The following is a 22,613-nucleotide window of genomic DNA, read 5'->3' on the forward strand; positions in this document are numbered from 1 at the left end:
ACGCTACGAGAGCGCGATGAACAAGACGAATCTCCTGTATGCGCAGTCGGGCGGCGTTACCGCGGTCATCAACGCCACCGCGGCGGCGGTCATCGCCGCGTCGCGCGAATGCAGCGACGCCATCGGCACCGTGCTTGCCGCCCGCCACGGCATTCTCGGCGCCCTCGGCGAGGATCTGATCGACACGTCGACGCTTGGCGCGGGCGATCTCGAGGCGCTCTCACACCTGCCGGGCGGTGCCTTCGGCTCCTGTCGCTTCGATCTCGATCCCCCCGAGCGGAATCCCGCCCAGTACGACCGCCTGTTCGCGGTCTTCGCTGCGCACGGCGTCGGTTATTTCCTCTACAACGGCGGCAACGGTTCGATGGATACCGTTGCCAAGATCTCGGCCGCCGCCCGTGTGCGCGGCTACCCGCTGGTATGCGTGGGCGTGCCGAAGACGGTCGACAACGACCTCGAAGGCACCGACTGTTCGCCCGGCTTCGGTTCTGCTGCCAAGTATGCAGCGGTGGCCATGCTGGAAGCCGGCCTCGACATCGCGTCGATGGCCAGCAGCGCCGGGCGCGTCTTCGTGCTCGAGGTGATGGGGCGCAACGCCGGCTGGATCGCCGCGGCGAGCGCGCTCGCGGCGCGCACGGAGGATGAACCGCCGCACATCATCCTGATGCCCGAGGTGCCTTTCGACGAAGAGGCCTTCCTGGGCGCCGTCGACGCCACGGTGAAGCGACTCGGTTATTGCGCCGTGACGGTGTCGGAGGGGATCCGTCGTGCCGACGGCACGCTCGTCATGGAGCAGGATCACGATCGCAAGGGGCACGTGCAGCTCGGTGGCGCGGGCCAGTGCCTCGCGCGGCTGATCCACGCGCGGCTCGGTCACAAGCACCACTGGGCCATTCCCGATTACCTGCAGCGCGCTGCCGGCCACCTCGTGTCGGCCGTCGATCATGCCCAGGCCTGCGCCGTCGGTCGCGCCGCGGTCGCAGCCGCCATCGCCGGGCGCGACTGCGTCATGCCGGCGATCCGGCGACTCGCCGACGCCCCCTACCGCTGGGATGTCGTGCTCCAGGACGTGGCTGCGATCGCCAACCTCGAGCGCCGGGTGCCCGCCGGGTTCATCCGTGGTGACGGCCTGCACGTCACCGACGCGGCGAAGCGCTACCTTCGTCCGCTCATCGAAGGCGAGGTATATCCCGCATACGCCGGGGGCGTCCCGGACTACCGTCGGCCGAGCTTTGCTTCCGTTGCGCGTCGACTCGCTGCCTACGTCCCCTGAAACGTTGCGATACACTGCGCGCGACCCGGCATGCCGCGGGCCCGCGTATCGTTTCCGCACATCAATCTGCCGGCAGGTGAACTTCGGGAGGGGATATGAATGCATCGCGGACCCTGCTCGCCGCAATCGTGATCCTCGGGCTGGCGGCGCTACCCGCAGCCCGGCCAGCTTTTGGCCAAGCGCCCGGTCAGCCTGAAGCGGCGACAGGCTTCGGCAGGAAGCCGGCCGTCGTTGCATCGCGGGCGATGGTCGTCACCGCCAACCCGCACGCGACCGATGCAGCCGTGGGGGTGTTGCACGCAGGCGGTAGCGCGGTCGATGCCGCCATCGCCGCCGCGCTGGTGCTCAACGTCGTCGAACCGCAGTCCTCCGGCATTGGCGGAGGTGGATTCCTCGTCCATCACGACGCGCAAATGGGCAGGACGAGCGCCTGGGATGGGCGCGAGACTGCGCCGGGAGGCGTGGATGAGCGTCTCTTTCTCACTCCGCAAGGCGACAAGATGGCCTTCCACGACGCCGTCGTGGGCGGGCGCTCGGTCGGAGTGCCGGGGCTGCTGCGCATGTTTGCCGCTGTCCATGCGCGTTACGGGCGGCTGCCCTGGCCGAGCCTGTTCCAGCCCGCGATCCGCCTCGCCACCGAGGGTTTTCCGGTGTCGCCGCGCCTGCACAAACTGATCGCGCAGGACCGCTTCCTGAGTCGTGATCCAGCCGCGCGCCAGCTCTTCTTCGATGCCGACGGGCGGCCGTTGGCGGAGGGGGCGACGCTGCGCAATCCCGAACTGGCCGAGGTGCTGGCTGCGGTGGCGGAGCAGGGCGCTGACGCGTTCTATGCAGGGCCTATCGCGCGCGCCATCGTTGCTGCGGTCGCTGCCGGTCCAAACCCGGGTGCGCTCTCGCTCGAGGATCTGTCCGGCTACCGTGCGGTCGAGCGCGCCCCCTTGTGCGGACGCTACCGCACCTACCGTGTCTGCGGCATGCCTCCGCCCAGCTCGGGCGCGGCCACCGTGCTGGCGATGCTCGGCATCCTCGAACGTTTCCGCCTTGCCGACATCGCGCCCGACTCGGCGTTTGCCGCCCACCTGTTCAGCGAAGCGGGGCGGCTCGCGTTCGCCGATCGCGACGCATGGTATGGCGATCCCGTCGCGATGCCGCTCGCGCCCTCAAGGCTGCTTGCGAGGGACTACCTCGGCGCGCGCGCGCAACTGATCCGGCTCGACGACAGTCTTGATCGTGCTCGGCCCGGCACTCCCGGCGCTGCGCCAGCGCCGCGGGCGGTGAACGTCGAGCAGCCCGCGACCTCCCACGTGTCGATTGTCGATCCGGCCGGCAATGCCGTCTCCATGACCGCCTCGATCGAGGATGCCTTCGGCAGCCGGCGCGTGGCGCGGGGCTTCCTGCTCAACAACCAGTTGACCGACTTCTCCTTTGCCCCGGCCGACGAGCGCGGTCCCCACCCGAACCGTGTCGGCCCCGGCAAGCGTCCGCGCAGTTCGATGTCGCCGACCCTGGTGTTCGACGCGGGTGGAAAACTCCACGCCGTGACGGGCTCGCCGGGTGGCAGCCAGATCATCAACTATGTCGCCGAAAGCCTCGTCGGCCTGCTCGACTGGAACATGCCGCCCGACGCCTTGCTCGCCCGTCCTCATGTCGGCAGCCGCAATGGCCCCACCGAGATCGAGGATCGCGGCGACGTGCGACCGCTGGCCGACGGTCTTGCCGCCTTCGGTCACGAAACCGTAGTGCGCGACCTGACCAGCGGGCTGGGTGTGGTCGTCAGGCGGGGCAGGGAATGGGTCGGCGCTGCCGACCCGCGCCGCGAAGGCACTGCCGCCGGATTCTGAGTCGCGCGAACCGGCCTGGGCGCTCCGGATTCTGCTGAAAGCTCAGTCGGACAGTGACGGATTCAGGGTGTACGTGCCGGTGAGCTTCGCCTCGGCCAGCACGTGACCCGCGATCGCGTTGCGCACCTGGGCTCCGCCGAAGCTCCCGTCGACGTTGCAGCATTCCTTGTCCAGCGCATACAGCGTGAACACGTAGCGGTGCACCAGCTCGTCGTTCCACGGCGGGCAGGGACCGTCGTAGCCGTGGTAATTCCCGCGCATGGCTTCGTCACCGGCAAACCAGGCGGTGTAATCGTTGATGCCCTGGCGCGAGCCGAGCGGACCTTCCGGGCCGTTCTTTCCGCCCGGCGTCACGCCGTCCGAGAAGCTGCCGGCCGCGATTTCCCGCAGGTCCGCAGGCAGGTCGATGACGACCCAGTGGAAGAAATCCACGCGCGGCAGGCTCGCCGGCACAACGCGACCTTCCTGGTTGACGTCGTCACCGCTGCTCGGTACATCCGGGTCGTGGCAGATCAGCACGAAGGAGCGCGTTTCCGTCGGCACCCCACTCCAGGCCAGGTGCGGGTTGCGATTGCTGCCGAGGCAGACGTGGCCTTCAGCGGCCGGAATGCAGAACGAGAATTCGCCGGGGATGCGCGCGCCGTCGGCGAAGCTTTGGCTGCTGAGTCTCATGCCAGGGAACTCCTTACATGTCGATCGGGATAATCATTCGTCCCATTCTAGTGCCGTCGAATCCTTCCGTAACGCTGCACTGCGGCGCGGGGCGCCCGCGCCGGCCGGTCATGCCGCGCGCCGGCGGAAATCCCGCGGGCGGACTCCCAGGGCGAACAGGGTGAGGAAATATGCACCGATTCCGCCCAGTACGACCGCGGACAGGCGCAGGACACGCGTTACTGCATCCTGCGCGTACCACCACTGCTCGTCGCCCATGCCGAACCAAAGTGCGACCCCCAGTACTCCCAGTGCGGCCAGCAGGCGCAGCGAAAAAATGCCCCAGCGCGGTTGCGGCCGATAGACCCCGCGCCGGCGCAAGCCGCGAAACAGCAGCGCCGCATTCAGCAGCGAGGCGAGCCCGATCGACAGCGCGAGGCCGGCATGCTTGAGCGGCACGATGAACGCGAGGTTCATCAGTTGCGTCGCGACCAGCGTGATCAGGGCGATCTTGACCGGCGTGCGGATGTCCTGTCGCGCATAGAACCCGGGCGCGAGGATCTTCACCAGGATCAGGCCGCTCAGCCCGACGCTGTAGGCGACCAGGGCGAGGCGTGTCTGCTGCACGTCCGTCGCCGTGAAGGCTCCGTGCTGGAACAGCGTCGACAGCAGCGGCACGGCCAGCAGCGCCAGCGCGAGCGCGGCCGGCAGCGTGAGCATCAGCGTCAGGCGCAGCCCCCAGTCGAGCAGCGACGAGAAGGCTTCCGGCTGCTCGTCCGCGTGCAGTTTCGACAAGCTGGGCAGCAGGATCGTCCCCAACGCGGCGCCGAGCAGGCCTGCCGGGAACTCCATCAGCCGATCGGCGTAATACAGCCACGACACGCTGCCGCTCTCGAGGAAGGACGCGAAGATGGTGTTGATGATCAGCGACACCTGGCTCACCGACACCCCCAGCATCGCGGGCAGCATCAGTTTTGCGATGCGTCGCACGCCGGGATCGGACAGGTTCAGATCGAAGCGCGGCAGCAAGCCGATGCGCGCGAGCGGGCGCAATTGCAGCGCCAGTTGCAGGATGCCGCCGATGAATACCGCCCACGCCAGCGCGAGGACGGGCGGATCGAACCAGGGGGCGGCGAACAGCGCCATGCCGATGAAGGAGAGGTTCAGCAGTACCGGCGTGAACGCCGGAATGGCGAAGCGGCTCCAGGTGTTGAGGATGCCGCCGGCAAGCGCCACCAGTGCCATGAACAGGATGTAAGGGAAGGTGATGCGGGTCAGTTCGACGGTGAGGGCGAACTTGTCCGGTTCGTCAGCGAAACCCGGCGCGGATGCCCAGATGATCAGCGGTGCGGCGACGATGCCGATGGCGGTCACCACGGTCACCGCCAGCGCGAGGGCCGTGGCCACGCGGCCCACCAGCTTGTGCGTCTCCTCAGGTCCCTGGCGGTTCTTGTATTCGGCGAGAATGGGAACGAAGGCCTGCGAGAATGCACCCTCCGCAAACATGCGCCGCAGCAGGTTGGGCAGCCGGAACGCGACGAAGAAAGCGTCGGTCGCCATGCCGGCGCCGAAGGTGCGCGCGATCACGAAGTCCCGGACGAAGCCGAGGATCCGCGACAACAGGGTCATGCTGCTGACGGTGGCAAGGGCGCGCAACAGGTTCATCGGTGGTCGCCGTGGCAAAAGACGCGATGATAGCCGCTGTTGCCCGGCGGTGCACTTGCACCTTGCCTGTCGAACGGTTAAACTCGCGCGTTTTCAAGAACCACTCAACGGAAGAACATAGATATGGCCAACTCGGCACAAGCCCGCAAGCGCGCCCGTCAGGCGGTCGTGGCCCGCGCTCACAATGGCAGCCTCCGTTCTCGTCTGCGTACCGCGATCAAGGCTGTGCAAAAGGCCGTCGTCGGTGGCGACAAGACTGCTGCCCAGGCGGTGTTCCGCACCTCGATGAGCACCATCGACAGCATCGCCGACAAGAAGATCATCCACAAGAACAAGGCTGCCCGCCACAAGAGCCGGCTGTCCGCAGCGATCAAGGCGATGGCCGCCTGATCCTCGCGTTCGCGGGATAATGAAAACGGCGACCTCGGTCGCCGTTTTCATTTCTGTTGCCGCCGTTGCGAAGCTGCGCTTCGGCGCGTTGCTCAGATCTTCATGTGTTCGTCGTCGATGTTGTCGACCACCAGATCATTGTCCTTGGCAAAATTGATCAGGAATTTGTAGGCCAGCGGCTCGATGTCGTAAAGCCGGGCATCCACCAGCACGGCCTTGTGGCCCTTGAGCGTGCACCCCGGTCGAACGTAGGGCGAATACATCATCCGGTTGTCGGCGCCGAAGGCCGACATGATTCCGCACAACCGATCAGCCCAGTCGCTCGGGCGGAAGGTCTTCCCTTCGCGCGTGACACCGATGATGACGAAGCTTTCGATCGATTGGCTCATAGGGTGAGATTCGGCGGCTGCGGGAATTTCCGGAGGACGGTGCGCCGGCTGGTGGCCGGGACTGCTGGCACCGCGAAAGACGGGGCGGATTCTAGCAGAAAAACCCCGGCATTATCCCGCGATGCGACGGATCATCCCGGGATGCGGACCCCGCCGGGCGGGCTGGCGTGTCCGATCCCGAACCTGTACAAGGCCCGCGGTTTTCGCTTAACATCGTCCTTCAACCTTTTCACGGCGGCATGTGCCGCCGTGTGCGTTTCTGCTACATCCTGAACGGGGTCCCCCATGTCGCATCTCATGAACACCTACGCCAGATTGCCCGTTGCTTTCACGCATGGGGAGGGCGTCTGGCTCTTCGATGAGACCGGCAAGCGCTATCTTGACGCGCTCTCGGGCATTGCCGTGTCCACGCTCGGTCACAACCACCCGCGGCTCGTGCGCGCCATTTCCGAGCAGGCCGCGAGCGTGCTGCATACCTCCAATCTGTACCGCATTCCCCGCCAGGAGGAGCTGGGCGACCGCATCGCCGCCCTGTCCGGCATGGACGAAGTGTTCTTCTGCAATTCCGGATGCGAAGCCAACGAGGCGGCGATCAAGCTCGCGCGCTTCTATGGGCACAAGAAGCACATCGATCATCCCGAGATCATCGTCATGGAGAACGCTTTCCATGGACGCACGCTCGCGACCCTCTCCGCCACCGGCAACCGCAAGACCCAGGCTGGCTTCGAACCGCTGGTGACGGGCTTCGTGCGCGTCCCGTACAAGGACATCTCCGCGATCCGCGCGGTGGGCGAGCATAACCACAACGTCGTGGCCGTCATGCTCGAGATGGTCCAGGGCGAAGGCGGCATCAACATCGCCGACGACGACTTCCAGCGCGAGCTGCGCGCCATTTGCGACGAGCGCGGCTGGCTGCTGATCTGCGATGAAGTGCAGTGCGGCATCGGGCGCACCGGCCCCTGGTTCGGTTTCCAGCAATCGGGGATCAAGCCGGACATCATGACGCTGGCAAAAGGCCTCGGCTCGGGCGTGCCGATCGGCGCGTGCGTCACGGCGGGCCGTGCGGCCGGCCTGTTCGGGCCGGGCAACCACGGCTCGACCTTCGGCGGCAATCCGCTCGCGTGCGCCGCGGGCCTTGCGACGATCGCCGAGATCGAGGACAAGGCGCTGCGCGACAATGCCGTGCGTGTCGGCGAAGCGATCCGCAATGGCATGCGCGAGGCGCTGGCCGGGGTGAGCGGCGTGGTCGATATCCGCGGCCGCGGGCTCATGATCGGAATCGAACTCGATCGCCCCTGCGGGGATCTCGTGCGCCAGGCGCTCGAGGCGGGCCTGTTGATCAACGTCACGGCCGATCGCGTCATCCGGTTGCTGCCTGCGCTCGTGTTCACCGAGCAGGACGCCGGCGCCCTCGTCTCGGCGCTCGCGCCACTGGTGCGCAAGTTCCTCGGGCAATAAGGAGGCACGCGATGAACACGCCGCGGCACTATCTGCAGTTCAAGGACTTCACGCGCGAGGAATACGACTATCTGTTCGGTCGTGTGCGCTGGATCAAGGACAAGTTCAAGCGCTACGAACCTTACCACCCGCTGTTCGACCGTACGCTGGTCATGATCTTCGAGAAGGCCAGCACCCGCACGCGCCTGTCCTTCGAGGCCGGCATGCAGCAGCTCGGCGGCTCGGCGATCTACCTGAACACGCGCGACTCCCAGCTCGGTCGTGGCGAACCCGTCGAGGATGCGGCGCAGGTGATCTCGCGCATGAGCGACGTCGTGATGATCCGCACCTTCGAGCAGGACATCATCGACCGTTTCGCGGCGAATTCGCGCGTGCCGGTGATCAACGGGCTGACCAACGAATATCACCCCTGCCAGATCTTGGCCGACATCTTCACCTTCATCGAGCATCGCGGCTCGATCCAGGGCAGGACCGTCGCCTGGGTGGGGGATGCCAACAACATGTCCTACACCTGGCTGCAGGCGGCCGAGGTTCTCGACTTCAAGGTCCGCGTGTCGACGCCGCCGGGCTACGCGATCGACCCCGCGCGAGCGGGTCTTGCCGGCGGCGGGCACTTCGAAGTGTTCGACGACCCGATGGAGGCCTGCCGCGGCGCCGACCTCGTTACCACCGACGTATGGACGTCGATGGGCTACGAGGCCGAGAACGAGGCGCGCATGAAGGCCTTTGCCGACTGGTGTGTCGATGCGGACATGATGGCGGCGGCCGGTCCCGGCGCCCTGTTCATGCACTGCCTGCCCGCGCACCGCGGCGAGGAGGTCACGGCAGAAGTGATCGACGGCCCCCAGTCCGTGGTGTGGGACGAGGCCGAGAACCGCCTGCACGTGCAGAAGGCTTTGATGGAGTATCTGGTGCTCGGCAAGGTCGAGAGCTAACGGAATCGCCCTGCGCACGCGTGAGCAGGGCGGCAGGACAAACAGCGATTGGCCGGACGGAAAGCTTCGCCGGCCACGGAGCGAAAGGCGGTCGTGGCGACACGGCCTTCAGTCAAGCGGCAAGAAAAGAGCGGAAATCCACATGAGCGACGTCAAGAAAGTTGTCCTCGCCTATTCGGGCGGACTCGATACCTCAGTCATCCTCAAGTGGCTGCAGGACACCTACAAGTGCGAAGTGGTCACCTTCACGGCCGATCTCGGCCAGGGCGAGGAACTTGAACCCGCGCGCCAGAAGGCACTGAAGTTCGGCATCAAGCCGGAAAACATCTTCATCGACGACCTGCGCGAAGAGTTCGTGCGCGACTTCGTCTTCCCGATGTTCCGCTGCAACACCATCTACGAAGGCGAGTACCTGCTCGGCACCTCGATCGCGCGCCCGCTGATCGCCAAGCGCCAGATCGAAATCGCGCGCGCCACCGGCGCCGACGCCGTGTCGCACGGTGCGACCGGCAAGGGCAACGACCAGGTCCGTTTCGAGCTCGGCTACTACGCGCTCATGCCCGGCGTGAAGGTCATCGCCCCGTGGCGCGAATGGGACCTGCTGTCGCGCGAGAAGCTCCTCGCCTACGCCGAGAAGCACGGCATTCCCATCGAGATGAAGCACAAGCAGGGCGGTTCCCCGTATTCGATGGATGCCAACCTGCTGCACATCTCCTTCGAAGGTCGCCATCTCGAGAACCCCGCTGCCGAAGCCGAGGAGTCGATGTGGCGCTGGACCGTGTCGCCGGAGGCTGCACCGGATGCCGCCGAGTACATCGACCTCGAGTTCGAGAAGGGTGACCTCGTCGCCATCAACGGCAAGCGCATGAAGGCGCATGAACTGCTCGGCGAACTGAACAAGCTCGGCGGCAAGCACGGCATCGGTCGCCTCGACCTCGTCGAGAACCGCTACGTCGGCATGAAGTCGCGCGGCTGCTACGAAACCCCGGGGGGTACGATCCTGCTGCGTGCGCATCGTGCGATCGAATCCGTGACGCTCGACCGCGAAGTCGCCCATCTCAAGGACGATCTCCTCGCCCGTTACGCCAGCCTGATCTACAACGGCTACTGGTGGAGCCCGGAGCGCCAGGCCATGCAGGCGCTCATCGACCATACCCAGCAGACCGTCAACGGCTGGGTCCGGCTCAAGCTCTACAAGGGCAACGTCATCGTCACCGGCCGCGACTCGAAGACCGATTCGCTGTTCGACCCGACGATCGCGACCTTCGAGGACGACCAGGGTGCGTACAACCAGAAGGATGCGCACGGCTTCATCCGCCTCAACGCCCTGCGCATGCGCATCGCCGCCAACGCGCGCAACAAGCGCGGTTAAGGAGCAGTCTGGATGGAGGGTGACCCGATCATATTCGGGCTGACGGTGGCGGAATTCGAGGACTGGTCGCTCAAGATCCTCGTTTCCGCGCTAATCGTGTACATGCTGTTCATCATCGGCAACCTCGCGAAGCAATCGAAGGCAGGGCGCTACGGAACGATCTGGCTATTTGTCGCGCTCGGCCTCGGTTTCATCGGCTTCATCGCCAAGAGCTTCATCCAGAAATTCATGGGTATCGAATAAGGAAGCCTCGTTTCATGAGCACGACCGAGAAAATCGACGGCGTCGCCGTCACGACCAAGGCCAACGTCTACTTCGACGGCAAATGCGTCTCGCACACCATCACTTTTGCTGACGGCACCCGCAAGTCGGTGGGCGTCATCATGCCGGCGGCGCTGACCTTCAATACCGGCGCGCCCGAGATCATGGAAGGCGTCGGCGGCACCTGCCGTGTCCGCCTTAAAGGCGAGACGGAATGGAAGACCTGGGGTGCCGGCCAGTCGTTCGACGTTCCCGGCAATTCGAGCTTCGATATCGAAGTGACCGGCGAGCCCTATCACTACATCTGCCACTTCGGCTGATCGTCGCGCAGGGAGCCGAACATGCCGTCTTTCGACATCATGTCCGAGGTCGACCAGCCCTCGCTGAGGAATGCGGTCGACGTCGCCAACACCAAGATCGCCGGGCGCCACGACTTCAAGGGCACTAGCGCGAAGCTCGAGCTCGGCGACAAGCTGATCACGATGTTCGGCGACACAGACTTCCAGCTCGACCAGATGAAGACCATCCTGCTGCCCGAGATGACCAAGAAGAAGGTCGACGTGCGCTGCCTCGATTACGGTGACGTGCAGAAGATCTCGGGCAACAAGGTCAAGCAGGAAGTGAAGGTTCGCGTCGGTGTCGACCAGGATCTGGCCAAGAAGGTCGTCAAGCTCCTCAAGGACAGCAAGATGAAGGTCCAGGCAGCGATCCAGGGGGACGTGGTTCGCGTTTCAGGCGCCAAGCGCGACGTGCTGCAGGACGCCATTGCGCTGGTGAAGAAGGACATCACCGACTTTCCGCTGCAGTTCGGCAACTTCCGCGATTGATGCCGGTCAGAGGCGACGTGGACATCTCGACCGTCGCTTCGATCGCCTCCGCCAACGCATCGACCTCCCTCAAGGCCGAGGCCTCGGTGCTTGTCCTCAAGAAGGCAATGGAGCTGCAGGAGCTGAATGCGGCGCAGCTCCTGCTGGCCCTTCCTCCTCCCTCCGGCCCGACGCCGGGGGCGGTCATCGGCGGCACCATAGACGTATTCGTCTGAGCGTGTTCGGGCCCGGTTGATGGCCGCCGTGCTCGTCACGTGGCGGCCGGGCAAATTCGGATGCCCGAATTTGCGACCCCTTCACGCTGCGCACCTCCTCCCGAATTTTTGAATCGAGCATCGCACGCGTCCGTTTGCCCCGAGCCTGTCCAAGGGCACGATTGGCTGGCGTAGCGCGCCAACCGCGCAGCGCATCCTGCCGTGCAGTCGTGGGGCGTATTCCTGCCTCTGCGCTCCTCCTTCTCTGCTCGAGTCGTCGAGCCTGTCCTGAAAGACAAATGCATTCATGTAAATTCTATTGTCATTTCTTCAGAAAATGACAATAGAATTGTGGCCGATTCCAATTCGGGAGAAGCGCAATGGGTTTCGAAGCGGGGATGAGCGTTGCCCGGGGCACGCGGCAGGAGGTGCAGCAAGACTTCAGGGTTCGCCGTCGGGGGGCATCGAGGGGATATACGCTCGTAGAACTGGCGGTGGTCGTGGCCATCCTTGGAATTCTGTCCGCGATCGCGGTGCCCTCGTTTGCGCGACTCCTGACGGACACGAGCGTGGGCGATGCATCGAGCGATTTGTTCTCCGCGGTGATTCAGACCCGCTCGGAGGCGCTCAAGCGGCGTCATCGGGTGATCCTATGTCCGAGCGAAGATGCGCAAGATTGCGCCGATGTCGCAGGTTGGGATCGTGGATGGATCATGTTCGAGGACGCGAACGACAACGGCCGGCGCGAGGCCGACGAAGCCCTGCTGCGTATCGGGGAGGTGCGGCAAAGAAAAATCAGGATCACCGGCGATGGCAGCGTCGGTCGCTACGTGTCCTATGTTGCAACCGGACGCTCGCAGCAACTCGCTACGAGCGCCTGGCAGGCTGGCACACTGACTGTGTGCGGCGAAGGTATCGCGCGCAAGATCATCATCAACAGTGTTGGCCGGCCACGCATGGCGCGTGCGACGTGTTGAGAAGGGCCAGTACAGGGGGCGCGTTGTGCGGCGCCACCCGCAGGAAAAGAAAGGCGCGGCCCGCATCGTCACGGCCCGCGCCAAGTGTCATCGCGAGTGATCAGTCGATCTTTTTGTATCGATACACCTTGGTGCGATCTTTGCGAATCGGGATGGGCGGCAATTTCACTTCGAGTGCGGAACCGCCACCGGCGTCGGGCTTCCCTCCTATGATGAAGGGAACAATCTTGCCGTCAACGAGGACCGTGCCTGTCACAGGCGACGGTGGCAGGCCACCCCCGACGAATTCCTCGGATCGTATCGTGCCTTCGGGTGACGGCGTGTCGCATGATGCTCCGCCATGCAGGAAGCATGCGGCGTAACCCCGTGCTGTTCCGAGCGACGAGCATTTGCTCTTGTTTTTTGCCTGAAATGTACTGAAATTCACCAGCCCACCGACAGTCGCCGGTGTCGTCACGACCTGTTCGTTCGGGCCGGCTGTTGTCGTATCCGTGAGATCAATGACCCATCCCCGCGGCCGAGTAACAATCGACTGGAACACCGGCATGTAGTCTTTTGTAGTATCGGTCGTATTCATCAATTGGCACGACGGCGTACTTAGCGCGGTGTCTCCGGAGGCATCACAATCATTCTGGTCGTTGATGATCACAAAGTCACTGGTGCGGGCGAACTCGTCCCAGAATCCGTAGAACCTGTTCAGTGTCTTGGCGGCGATATATGTCTTCGACGAATCGACAAGAGGGTCATAGAGCGGTTTTTCACGATTTCCGGATCCGATCAGGATGATGTTGTAGATGCCGAAGCGCACAACATCGGGTGCATAAAGGAACTTGCGATTACGGTTATTGGCGCTGGACCAATCACCAATGGTCGCAACCCGGGTGACCGTCCAGTCGGCAGGCGATTGCGTGCCCACCTTCGTGGGATTCGACAGGTTGACGCGCCACAGATTTCCGGAGGTGTCGGCGGCATACAGGACGTCCGAGAAACCGTCATCGTTGGTATCCACGGGAACCACGTCGGCCACAATCCGCCCGGCTGCCTCACCGAAGGAGATATAGCGCAGTCTTTCGCCGGTCGTGGCGTCCAGGACGAAGATGCCGCGGCCAGTCGTGGACGCGCTGCAATCCCTCGGTTCGCTATCTTCGCAAGCGTCGTAGCCGGCGCCGAACACTGCGTACAGTGCGGTCTGGTTCTTGACGCGCACGACTCGGGGCGTTGACCATGTCTGCCCGAGCCTGGCGCTGTCGCCGCCAAAGCAGTTTCCGGACTGGTCGCAACCGAAACGCCACAGCGGCTTCGGTGCCTGTTTTGCAGGGTGATCCGTGGCGTCGAAAGCGTAGATCATCTTCCCCCCCCGACGCATCGAGGGGAGGATATAGGTCACCCGTACGCCTGTGCCATCCGCGTTCTTGGGGCCGATATAGGCGCCGATCGATCCGTCGAAGAAGAAATCCTTTGGCGACGTCGGATCATCCTTGAAAGTGACGAACGGGTAATTGTCCCGCGCGCGCGTCAATCTTTCCTCGAACTCGGGTGCCAGGAATGCCCAGAGCTCCGTTCCACTGACACTATCCGCCTCGTTCTTGCTGCCGTCGATAGCTCGGAACAGACCGTCGTCTGCGCCGTAGAAGACAACAACGTCGTCGCTATCGCTGCTGCCGTAATTGATGGCGAGAGGCCTGGAATGAACCACCCCGCCGTGGACCGTTGGTCTGATCGCTCCGGCGAAGGGGTCATACTTCGTATAGAAAGTCTCGGTCTTGGTGTTATACCCATCACCGACATTGTCACCACGGATCCACTTTTCCATGTCGGTGGATACGGCGAAGCTGGTGCTGGTCGTGCAATTGCTGGGTGCTGCTGCGCAGGTCGCAATCTGTCGGCTAGTTGCTGGGGAGATCTTCCGGATCTTTTGTCCTGCGCCGCCGCGCTCGACGACTCTTCCGTCAGGACTGTCGTTGGCCTCGAAATTGGTACAACTACCTTCCGGAATGCCGAAATTCGGAGTGTCCGATTTCGGTTCGGTGATGGGTTCCCAGTAATTGCTTGAATCGCTCGTCCAGAAACTGCGTGCGCAGGCCTGGAGGAAGCCCGTGTTTGCGTTGTCAATGGCTGGGTCGCCATTTGCGTCGGCGAGGAACAGCGAACGCTTGATGACCTCTCCGACGGGGACCTGCTGCAGCGCGAATTGGTACTGCTTGAGGTTGCCGGCCCACCGCGGTCGCGACCCCACGTCGGGCCGGAACATGCCGATGAACACCTGGTTCAAATACGTCCCTTGCGTATTGACGCTGATCGGGAGGGACGCGGATGCGAAGGAACTATTGACAGCATTGATCTGTAGAAAGATGGTCTTCAGCCCTTCGACCAGCGCCATGAGATCGCCATTAACCTTGAAGGCGCCGCCAACGCCCGAGCCGCCGTTCGTGGCCATGCTGTTGAGCAGCGCGGTCTGCGCGGGATCCTCGCCCTTTCGGTTGAATACATTGATCGTGAAGGTCTTCACCGGTTGATGACCTGCGACTGCGCTTACGTCGGTGCGCGCGAGGAATTGCGCCCATTCATCGGCGAAGCGCATCTCCCTTCCTGAGGTCGCTGCGCTTGATAGTTGCTTCGGGCGTAAACCGAGGCGGGTCATCATTAGATGCGTCGGCGGGCTGGTTCTCGTGTCCGTATTCGGTTCGAGATTCGGGAACTGGTTGCCCACCAGCACGATGTAGTTGTTTGCGCAGGATTCCAAAGGAATCGGGCTCGCGTATTCGGTCTTGTCTGTCGACGTGAAGGCCGTAATGTCTTCAAGCGTGGTTCGCTTCGAATACGGCTTTGGGCCGAAGCCCGTGGCCCCTGGGGGAGACCCCATTTTGGTTGCTTCAGTGCCATTGGTGTTCGCGTAGCCGCCGAAATACTTGAACGCCTCGTAGTAAGCACTTCCGTAATCGATGGACGAGGGCACCTTGTAGTCAGGGCTTCTCAGTTCGCTATCGATCGTCGCGAGATCTGAGATTACTCCCTTGGGATCCGTACATCCGTAGGAGGAGGGGGCAAGCAGCTGAATGCGTTGACGAATGTATCCCGCTACGCCGCTTGTGCTGTCGGCGGTGCCGGCGTCGTTGAACAACATGAGACCGACGTTCGTCGGCCGATAACCGGTGGTAACCGTGCACGCGAGATCGTTCAGAACCACCCTCAGCGCCCTGACCTCGACCTGACCTTGAACGAGCTTGAGGTTGTCGCCGAAGACGAGTCCGACGTAGCGCTCGCAGTCCTTATTGGCATTGCATTTTGCCTTGACCTCTTCCCTGTCCCAGGCTTGGTCGGCTGCCGACCAGTTCGAGGAATTGTCGAGCAGCAAGAGGACATTCGGGGCGGCCTGGGGAGTTGGCGGCATCGTATAGATGTCGATATCCTCGCCAAAAACCGGCATGGCGCTGTTGATGCCTATGCAGGCCAGCGCAATCGAGAGGGAGAGTTTCCTGTTCATCTTAATGCTCCGTTCACTTCTCTATTCGGCAGCGGGTTATTCGCAGGCGTCCTTGGCTTCCGCATAGTCGATCCTCATCTCCACCCCCTGAATGACCTGCGCCTTGGCGCCGGTCCCTGGAAGATCGACGTTCGCGGTCATTTCCCAAAGCGATGTCGCGCACAGCGAATTGCCCGAGATGTTGGTTGTCGGATCGATAATCAAGATGTCGGTCGGTTTGCCGCCAAAGCAGGCGACGTTGTCAGGCGGAACATATTGTTCTTCCTTCTCTTCTCCATCGATGATCACCGTCCGCTTCGCAATCAGTTCACCTTGCTTGATGTACCGGTAGCGCTTGCACGTCGGTGGCGGAACGGTAACTCTGTAGCTGGTTTCGGGTGTAACGGCCGCACCATCAAAAGCGGGGAGCTGCACGTCGCGGGAAACATTCCGCGCCGTGAATTCATTCGAGTTGAGGGCCACGTCGAGGTGGTAATTCGCGGCGTCTTCCGCCTCCTTCTGGAACTGCTCATTCCCCACGACGAGGAGGTTCGTGTTCGCAAGGCGGATTGCCGATACGGCCAGCAGGGTGATCAGGATGAGCATGATCAGGCCAACGAAAAGTACCGCGCCCCGCTGCGGTGCGCGCGCTCGTGGATGCCTCATTTCGTTCTCCGCGCCACGGGATGGATCAGTTCGACATAAGTGCTGAAGACGTGCCGTTTGTAGTTGTCGGCAAACTGGACGGGGCCCTTGGGTCCCAGCGTGAAGGTCTTGGTGCTGGCGTCGTAACCGGGAGACGGCTCGAGCGCGCGAGCTAGCAGCCACAGGCGAACGCCGACGATGTGGGGGAGCTGAACCGCCGTTGGATTGTCGCTGAAGAGGTCAGGTGAACCGTCGCCGCTGGTATCGATCGCGTATTCGAAGTGGATGTCCTCGATGCCTTCGACCATGGCCTGGACGTCGGGATTGGTGCTTCCGAGCGCCACGGCACGGAAATCGGCCCGTTTCAGGGTGGGGATGCTGTCACCCGCAACGTTGTTGCTGGCGATGAAGAACGCCCTGCGCAAGTACTGGCGAATCGGAGCCCGATTTGTCGTCTTGCAGTCGATCTGCATGAGATCGAAAGTGCCTGACCCGTTCTTGACCCGGAACGGTTTGTCGGTCACTGCACTGACATACTCGTCGCCGCACAGCGATACTTGCAGATAGCCGTTGTCCGGGTTGAGCGCGTCGGGTGCAGTAATCGCGGTGGATGCACGCTGCACAAACAGCAACCCGGTTCCGCTCTTTACCGAAATCGGGCATGGGAAAGTCTCCGGGGTAAAACCTTGCACAGCGATATCCATCGACCCTTTCCAGACATCCACATCGGTCGAGCATGGGTTGGCAGTCGTGGATGCCGGTGTGCCCGGAAGGCTGGCGATGGCGTCGTAAAATCCCCCCATCGAGATCTCGTCGCGCAGGAGCTGGATTGCGTAGCGGCCGTTCTCAAGCTGCTGGGCGGCTTTGTCCAGTTCGCGCCGGGCCTGGCTGTTGTTGATGAAGATGGTCGTCATCGCACCGATCACCAGTAACCCTAAGGTCATGGCGATCATCATTTCGATGAGCGAGATGCCTCTCTCGCGCGATCGGAAAACTCGGATGCGGGGTAGTGCGAGAAATCCAGGTGCGTGCATGATGGCTTACCCGGCAACTTGTTTGGGAATGAGGACACGCGTGACGACTGCCCGCCGCAGGCCGGCGCCGAATTCGACGTCTGCGGCGCACTGAGCTCCAGGCGTATTGGCCGGTGGTGAGGCCGTGGGCATCAGCCCTTGCCAGACGCCGACAACGAAAAATTCGCCGAGTGCATCGTCCGTGGGCGGGACCGAGATCAGGCAGCCACGCATGCCGATGGGAGCTCCGATGTTCCCTTTCGCTGTCGCTTCTGCCGCGCCCTTCATCGCATTGCTCCATTCGCAGAGCTGCGCGCTGACGTCGGCAGTGTCCGCGCACGCGGTGGGCTGGCCGTCGCCAACGCCGTAGGTGACCAGACTTTGCGTCTTGAACGTATCCACGTATTTGCGTCCTGCGGAAACACGGTCCGCCATGTCCTGCACCAGCATCAGCGCCACCGAGCGCTGATAGGCCTCCATTTCGACTTCGTTCGCCTTGGTCTGCAGGCCTGCGAGTCCGAGAAGCCCGATTGCCAGGATTACGATCGAAACGAGCACTTCGAGCAGGCTGAAACCTTTCTGCGGATGTCCCCGCCCGTTGTAGGGATGGCTACGGTTCATGAACATGCTCCCTCGGTCAGTCGCGGTCTGCCGGTGGTATCGAGGCGGATGCAGCGCTTTACGTTCGTTCCGCTGGTTGACACGGTAATCGCGGTATTTGCGCCGCTCGTCAGTCGGCCGGTAGCGCCGAAGACGATCGTGGGGTTTGCCGGACTGAAACTCAGCCCCGCGAGCGCCGATTGCGAATGTACGGCCTGACCGCCGACCTGGATCGTCCAGCCCTTTGCAAGATCGCTCCCGGTTAGCGCGAAACTGGCAGTCGCGTTGCTCTTCAGTGCTTCGCTTCGGGCGACGAGCATCGAGTCGTAGAGCGCCGACGATGCCGCGCGAACGCGCTGTGACGCGAGCAGCTCCTGGAACGATGGGTAACCGATCGCGGCGACAATTCCCAGTATCGCCACGACGACCATCAGTTCGATGAGCGAGAAACCCGTCGCGCGGGCCGGCGCCTTCAGGTGGCCGCTTACAGTCGTCGTGTTCATGATTACCGACCGCCCCAGCAGTCCGCTGCGCTACCGGAACCGGAAATCCCCTTGTTTCCGGCTTGGTTGATGCTCAGGGTGCCGCATTTTGCGTCCTGTGCAAGTTGGGCGCCCGTCGGTACCGCTTGAACGGTGAAAGCGGTCGCGGTCGGGGCTCCGTCCAGGCTGATCGCATAGTGCTTGCTGACTTCGGACGGAGGTGTGCTCATGCCGATATCGCTCAGCGAGCCGAATGTGCGTGCGTCGAGGCGGTATTGCTGCTGCCGCGTCGCAATGTCGAGAAGGTACGCCGTGGTGACGCTGCGATTCGCTCTCACGAGGTAGGACGTGTAGGCGGGATAGGCAACGGCGGCGAGAATGCCGATGATCGCGACTACGATCATCACTTCGATCAGCGTGAAGCCGTTGCGCATCGGCTGGTGTGCGGGTTGTTTCGCGTTCACGATCAGGTCCATGGCATTAAGGGGTACGTGGATGGTATGGTCGGAACTGCATCCTGGGTAGAGGCTAGTCAAAGTCAGGTCAAAGCAGAAGCAGCGTCCGATGAGCGTCTGTTTTCTGCGTATGAGTGGCGACGTAGCGTCCCCAGGCATCGCTTGCGGCGGTAGCGAGAAGCGCGCGGGCACGATAACTCGGCAGCGTGGCCGACGCGGCGGCAGCTGGTTTCTTTCTTGCGGAGCTTGATTTCGTTGGACAGCCCACCATCGCACGACGTCGTGACCCTTCCGGATTTTCGCAATCTGGGCGTGCTGTTGCGCATCCTCGTCATCGCCGAGGCCGCAAATCTCGTAGCGCTTGCGGCCCACTCCCCGGATGTGATCGAGGCCCTGAAGGGGATCGGGGGGGCGGCACTGCCGTTCGAGCTGGCTCTGCTGGCGATCGTGCTGTTGTTGTTCCTGTTTTCGCCCCTTCTCGCACGAATTCCCTACCGGCGTGGCGTGGGCGCTGTCGTGGCCGTCGCTGCGATCGTCGCCGGCGGGCTGGATCTCGCCTTCCATGCCTGGGTGAGCGTGGTTCCCTGGGGGGCGGTGCTGAAGTCTGCCGCGATCGCCGGTCTTCTCGCGGGGGTGATCCTGGGCTACTTCAACTGGCGTCAGCGGGTGCTATCGCCAGCGCTCGCGAAGGCGCGCCTGATCGCGCTGCAGTCGCGCATCCGGCCGCATTTCCTGTTCAACAGCCTGAATACGGCGGTTTCGCTGGTGAGGCAGGATCCGCGTCTGGCCGAACAGGTGCTGCTCGACATGTCGGACCTCTTCCGTGCCCTGCTCAAAGACAGTCGCTCCCTCGTTCCGCTCGCCGACGAGATCCGCCTTGCCGAGGCGTATCTGCAGATCGAGCAGTTGCGTCTTGGGGAGCGCTTGCGGGTGCATTGGGATCGCGAGGGTGCGCCAGTGTCGGTGAATGTCCCGATCCTGGTCCTGCAACCCCTGCTCGAGAACGCTGTGCGTTACGGGGTCGAGCCATTTTCCGCCGGTGGCGATGTGCACGTATCGATCCGCGCGGGGGTGAGCGAGTTGGTCATCGAGGTCACCAACTCGACCTGTGGCGGCGAGTCGCCGGTGCCTTCGGGAAACAGGATTGCGCTGGCGAATATCGAGGAGCGACTCGGGCTGTATTTCGATGCGGAGGGAACGCTGCATATCTCCGCTCGCGACAACCTGTTCGTCGTCAAGGTGTGCGTGCCGTTGCGGGGCGCGCGCGCAGTCGCTCAGGTGGCGTGAGGCTTCGCGATTTGGCAGTCGGGAGGCGAAAAGGTAGGCTGATCGGTCGAGGCGTGCGCGCAATAGGGCGCACGGGTGGGGGTCAAATCCGGTAGGTGGAAGATGGTCGGACTGGTCATGTTGTTTCGGATGTCGTTCATGGTCGTCGCCATTGTGGCGTCGCACGTGGCGCTGGCGGCGGATGTGGAGCTGGTCGGCCTTTTCGGCAGGAAGGCGGTGCTGGTCGTGGACAGTGGTGCTCCCCGTACGCTGGCGGTAGGCGAGCAGACCCGCGACGGACTGCGGCTGATCGAGGTGGCCGAGGGTGCGGCGGTCGTCGAGATCGGAGGAAAGAGGCAGAGGGTGGCGCTGGGCGCCGGCCCGGTCCGCAGCGGTGCCGGCGACCAGAGCGGTGCGGCGGCGGTCAGTCTCGTTGCGGATGCGCGTGGACACCATTTTTCCAGCGGCAGCATCAACGGTGCATCGGTCCGCTTCCTCGTGGATACGGGCGCGAGCATGGTTTCGATGGGCGCATCGGACGCGCGTCGTGCCGGAATCGACTATCGCAAGGGTACGGGAGGTGTGAGCCAGACGGCCAGCGGCCCGGCGCGCGTGTGGAAGGTGAGGCTGGATACCGTGCGCGTCGGCGACGTCACCTTGCACGGCGTCGACGGGCTGATTCACGAGAACGACCTTCCGTTCGTGCTGCTCGGGATGAGTTTCCTCAGTCGCATGGACATGCAGCGCGAAGGCGATCGCCTGACGCTGCGCAAACGGTTCTGAGAGGTGGGCGTGACAGAGAGGGAAGGCGTGCGTTCGGGTGAATTCCGGGATGCGGAGTGGTTGCGTCGGCAATTCACCGAGGCGCGGCCGATCGAACCGGTGCACGAGGATGGCAGCCCGCCGGTAACGAACCTGAGGCCGGCGGCGGTGCTCGTGCCGGTCGTCGCGCGCGCGGAGGCCCTGACAGTGCTGCTGACGCGCCGCACGGATCACCTGCACCATCATCCCGGGCAGATCAGTTTTCCCGGCGGAAGGGTGGAGGAGACCGACGTTTCGGCGGTGATGACGGCGCTACGCGAGACGGAGGAGGAGATCGGTCTGGACCCCGATTGTGTCGAGTTGCTCGGGGAGCTCCCGGAATACCGCACCGGCACGGGGTTCCGCATCACGCCGGTGGTCGGGTTGGTGCATCCGCCCTTTGATCTGAGGCTCGATAGTTTCGAGGTTGCCGAGGCGTTCGAGGTGCCCCTCGCACATTTTCTCGATCCGGCCAGGCATCAGAAGCACAGGGCGGAGTACCAGGGAAGGATGCGCGAGTATTACGCGATGCCCTATGGCGAGTACTTCATCTGGGGTGCGACGGCAGGAATCCTCGTATCCCTGTACAGATTTCTGGGCGAGAGGGAGTAGGGCGACCGGCGGCGGTAGTTGACGTTGACGTCAACTGCAATTATTTTGCGCCTCCGTGTCGCCGCATGTGGACGGCGATGGAGAGGAGTTCGGCATGAAGATCGAAAACAGCGTATTCGTGGTGACCGGCGGCGGTTCCGGTCTTGGCGCGGCAACGGCGCGCATGCTCGTGGCGGCAGGCGGCAAGGTGGTTCTTGCCGACGTCAACCGCGAGGGAGGGGAAGCGCTCGCGAAGGAACTCGGCGCAAACGTGGTGTTTGCGCAGACCGACGTGACCAGCGAGGAGAGCGCCAAGGCGGCGATCGAGCGCGCGGTAGGTGAGTTCGGCAGGCTGCACGGACTTGTGAATTGCGCCGGCATCGCCCCTGCAGAGAAGGTGGTCGGACGCGACGCCCCGCACCGCCTCGAGACCTTCGCCCGTACGATCAACGTCAACCTGATCGGCAGCTTCAACATGATGCGGTTGGCTGCGGACGTGATGAGCAAGGCGGCTCCGAACGAAGAGGGCGAGCGTGGCGTGATTGTCAGCACCGCGTCCGTTGCGGCCTACGACGGCCAGATCGGCCAGGCGGCCTATGCGGCGTCCAAGGCCGGCGTCGTGGGACTGACGCTGCCGGTCGCGCGCGAGCTCGCCCGCTACGGCATCCGGGTGATGACGATCGCGCCGGGCATCATGGAGACGCCGATGCTGATGGGCATGCCGCAGGAAGTGCAGGACTCGCTCGGCAAGACCGTGCCGTTCCCGTCGCGCATGGGACGTCCGTCGGAGTATGCGGCGCTCGTACGCCACATCGTCGAGAACGCCTACCTGAACGGCGAGACGATCCGCCTGGACGGCGCGATCCGGATGACAGCGAAGTAATTTTACGTTCCGGCCTCGCGACCGGAGCCGGGGGGCGAGCCGTTTGCGGCCGCCCCCCGCGCTTTTGCGGCCCACGGGGATGGTCTTGGTCGGGATCGGGGAAGTGTGCTAAAAGTGCGATCCTCCCGGCTTCATGCTGCGCTGCAGCGGCTGCCTGTCCGGCTCCCTTCCGCCCGTCCCG

24 protein-coding genes are annotated in these 22,613 nt (G+C 63.5%); 15 read left to right on the top strand and 9 right to left on the bottom strand.

What is annotated here, in order from left to right; all coding sequences use genetic code 11:
• Window positions 1-16 precede the first annotated feature (16 nt).
• Both U5817_RS05465 and ggt read left to right on the top strand, forming a co-directional pair.
• The gene (locus U5817_RS05465) at window positions 17-1,273 is read left to right on the top strand and encodes a 6-phosphofructokinase (RefSeq protein ID WP_407279962.1); all 1,257 of its coding nucleotides are present in this window, start codon (window positions 17-19) and stop codon (window positions 1,271-1,273) included.
• A 95-nt stretch (window positions 1,274-1,368) separates the two neighbouring features.
• Window positions 1,369-3,114 (top strand): gamma-glutamyltransferase, encoded by a 1,746-nt coding sequence (gene ggt, locus U5817_RS05470; protein ID WP_407279963.1) that lies wholly within the window; start codon window positions 1,369-1,371, stop codon window positions 3,112-3,114.
• Window positions 3,115-3,156: 42 nt separating this feature from the next.
• On the opposite strand, the gene U5817_RS05475 is transcribed toward ggt, so the two are convergent.
• A complete protein-coding gene (locus tag U5817_RS05475; protein ID WP_169125043.1) occupies window positions 3,157-3,786 on the bottom strand; it encodes a YbhB/YbcL family Raf kinase inhibitor-like protein in 630 nt (209 codons plus the stop codon).
• A gap of 108 nt (window positions 3,787-3,894) precedes the next feature.
• Window positions 3,895-5,430 carry a murein biosynthesis integral membrane protein MurJ gene (murJ, locus tag U5817_RS05480; RefSeq protein ID WP_407279964.1) on the bottom strand — a complete coding sequence of 512 codons (1,536 nt, stop codon included), beginning with the start codon at window positions 5,428-5,430 and terminating at the stop codon, window positions 3,895-3,897.
• A gap of 123 nt (window positions 5,431-5,553) precedes the next feature.
• On the opposite strand from murJ, the gene rpsT reads away from it, so the two are divergent.
• Window positions 5,554-5,820, top strand: a complete 267-nt coding sequence (gene rpsT, locus U5817_RS05485; RefSeq protein WP_407279965.1) for a 30S ribosomal protein S20 — start codon at window positions 5,554-5,556, stop codon at window positions 5,818-5,820.
• Window positions 5,821-5,912: 92 nt separating this feature from the next.
• Here rpsT and U5817_RS05490 read toward each other — a convergent pair whose 3' ends face one another.
• Entirely contained in the window at window positions 5,913-6,209 is a 297-nt protein-coding gene (locus U5817_RS05490; protein WP_169125045.1) for a DUF3579 domain-containing protein, read from the bottom strand.
• A gap of 285 nt (window positions 6,210-6,494) precedes the next feature.
• Between U5817_RS05490 and U5817_RS05495 the strand changes: the two genes are divergently transcribed.
• The 8 genes from U5817_RS05495 (at window position 6,495) to U5817_RS05530 (ending at window position 12,233) form a co-directional block, all read left to right on the top strand.
• Entirely contained in the window at window positions 6,495-7,667 is a 1,173-nt protein-coding gene (locus U5817_RS05495; protein WP_169125046.1) for an aspartate aminotransferase family protein, read from the top strand.
• 11 nt (window positions 7,668-7,678) lie between these two features.
• Window positions 7,679-8,602 carry an ornithine carbamoyltransferase gene (gene argF / locus U5817_RS05500; protein ID WP_407279966.1) on the top strand — a complete coding sequence of 308 codons (924 nt, stop codon included), beginning with the start codon at window positions 7,679-7,681 and terminating at the stop codon, window positions 8,600-8,602.
• 142 nt (window positions 8,603-8,744) lie between these two features.
• Window positions 8,745-9,974 (top strand): argininosuccinate synthase, encoded by a 1,230-nt coding sequence (locus tag U5817_RS05505; RefSeq protein WP_407279967.1) that lies wholly within the window; start codon window positions 8,745-8,747, stop codon window positions 9,972-9,974.
• 12 nt (window positions 9,975-9,986) lie between these two features.
• Window positions 9,987-10,217, top strand: coding sequence for a DUF2788 domain-containing protein (locus U5817_RS05510; RefSeq protein WP_050416734.1), 231 nt, complete (start codon window positions 9,987-9,989; stop codon window positions 10,215-10,217).
• 14 nt (window positions 10,218-10,231) lie between these two features.
• On the top strand, window positions 10,232-10,555 hold the full coding sequence (locus U5817_RS05515; RefSeq protein ID WP_407279968.1) for a pyrimidine/purine nucleoside phosphorylase: 324 nt from the start codon (window positions 10,232-10,234) through the stop codon (window positions 10,553-10,555).
• A gap of 21 nt (window positions 10,556-10,576) precedes the next feature.
• Entirely contained in the window at window positions 10,577-11,062 is a 486-nt protein-coding gene (locus U5817_RS05520) for a YajQ family cyclic di-GMP-binding protein (protein WP_407279969.1), read from the top strand.
• A gap of 17 nt (window positions 11,063-11,079) precedes the next feature.
• Window positions 11,080-11,277: a YjfB family protein gene (locus tag U5817_RS05525; protein WP_169125051.1), complete on the top strand. Its 198-nt coding sequence runs from the start codon at window positions 11,080-11,082 to the stop codon at window positions 11,275-11,277.
• A gap of 359 nt (window positions 11,278-11,636) precedes the next feature.
• A complete protein-coding gene (locus U5817_RS05530; protein ID WP_407279970.1) occupies window positions 11,637-12,233 on the top strand; it encodes a GspH/FimT family pseudopilin in 597 nt (198 codons plus the stop codon).
• 100 nt (window positions 12,234-12,333) lie between these two features.
• Here U5817_RS05530 and U5817_RS05535 read toward each other — a convergent pair whose 3' ends face one another.
• From U5817_RS05535 to U5817_RS05560, 6 genes are all read right to left on the bottom strand, one after another.
• Window positions 12,334-15,717 (bottom strand): pilus assembly protein, encoded by a 3,384-nt coding sequence (locus U5817_RS05535; protein ID WP_407279971.1) that lies wholly within the window; start codon window positions 15,715-15,717, stop codon window positions 12,334-12,336.
• Between the two features lie 36 nt (window positions 15,718-15,753).
• On the bottom strand, window positions 15,754-16,302 hold the full coding sequence (locus tag U5817_RS05540) for a hypothetical protein (protein ID WP_407279972.1): 549 nt from the start codon (window positions 16,300-16,302) through the stop codon (window positions 15,754-15,756).
• Window positions 16,303-16,358: 56 nt separating this feature from the next.
• Window positions 16,359-17,297, bottom strand: coding sequence for a PilW family protein (locus tag U5817_RS05545; protein WP_407279973.1), 939 nt, complete (start codon window positions 17,295-17,297; stop codon window positions 16,359-16,361).
• A gap of 84 nt (window positions 17,298-17,381) precedes the next feature.
• A complete protein-coding gene (gene pilV / locus U5817_RS05550) occupies window positions 17,382-17,975 on the bottom strand; it encodes a type IV pilus modification protein PilV (protein WP_407279974.1) in 594 nt (197 codons plus the stop codon).
• Entirely contained in the window at window positions 17,972-18,457 is a 486-nt protein-coding gene (locus U5817_RS05555; protein ID WP_407279975.1) for a GspH/FimT family pseudopilin, read from the bottom strand. Before U5817_RS05555 ends, pilV begins: the two co-directional genes overlap by 4 nt.
• A 2-nt stretch (window positions 18,458-18,459) precedes the next feature.
• Window positions 18,460-18,912 (bottom strand): type IV pilin protein, encoded by a 453-nt coding sequence (locus U5817_RS05560; protein WP_407279976.1) that lies wholly within the window; start codon window positions 18,910-18,912, stop codon window positions 18,460-18,462.
• A 234-nt stretch (window positions 18,913-19,146) separates the two neighbouring features.
• On the opposite strand from U5817_RS05560, the gene U5817_RS05565 reads away from it, so the two are divergent.
• The 4 genes from U5817_RS05565 to U5817_RS05580 all read left to right on the top strand — a co-directional run bounded on the left by U5817_RS05565 (window position 19,147) and on the right by U5817_RS05580 (window position 22,432).
• Window positions 19,147-20,178 (top strand): sensor histidine kinase, encoded by a 1,032-nt coding sequence (locus U5817_RS05565; RefSeq protein WP_407279977.1) that lies wholly within the window; start codon window positions 19,147-19,149, stop codon window positions 20,176-20,178.
• Window positions 20,179-20,280: 102 nt separating this feature from the next.
• Window positions 20,281-20,940 (top strand): TIGR02281 family clan AA aspartic protease, encoded by a 660-nt coding sequence (locus U5817_RS05570; protein ID WP_407279978.1) that lies wholly within the window; start codon window positions 20,281-20,283, stop codon window positions 20,938-20,940.
• A 90-nt stretch (window positions 20,941-21,030) separates the two neighbouring features.
• Complete coding sequence (locus U5817_RS05575) at window positions 21,031-21,570, top strand: CoA pyrophosphatase (protein WP_339380015.1); 540 nt, start codon at window positions 21,031-21,033, stop codon at window positions 21,568-21,570.
• 94 nt (window positions 21,571-21,664) lie between these two features.
• Window positions 21,665-22,432: a 3-hydroxyacyl-CoA dehydrogenase gene (locus U5817_RS05580; RefSeq protein ID WP_407279979.1), complete on the top strand. Its 768-nt coding sequence runs from the start codon at window positions 21,665-21,667 to the stop codon at window positions 22,430-22,432.
• The last annotated feature ends 181 nt before the right edge of the window (window positions 22,433-22,613 follow it).

Source organism: Aromatoleum evansii (assembly GCF_045689615.1).
In the GTDB taxonomy this organism is placed as follows: Bacteria; Pseudomonadota; Gammaproteobacteria; order Burkholderiales; family Rhodocyclaceae; genus Aromatoleum; species Aromatoleum evansii.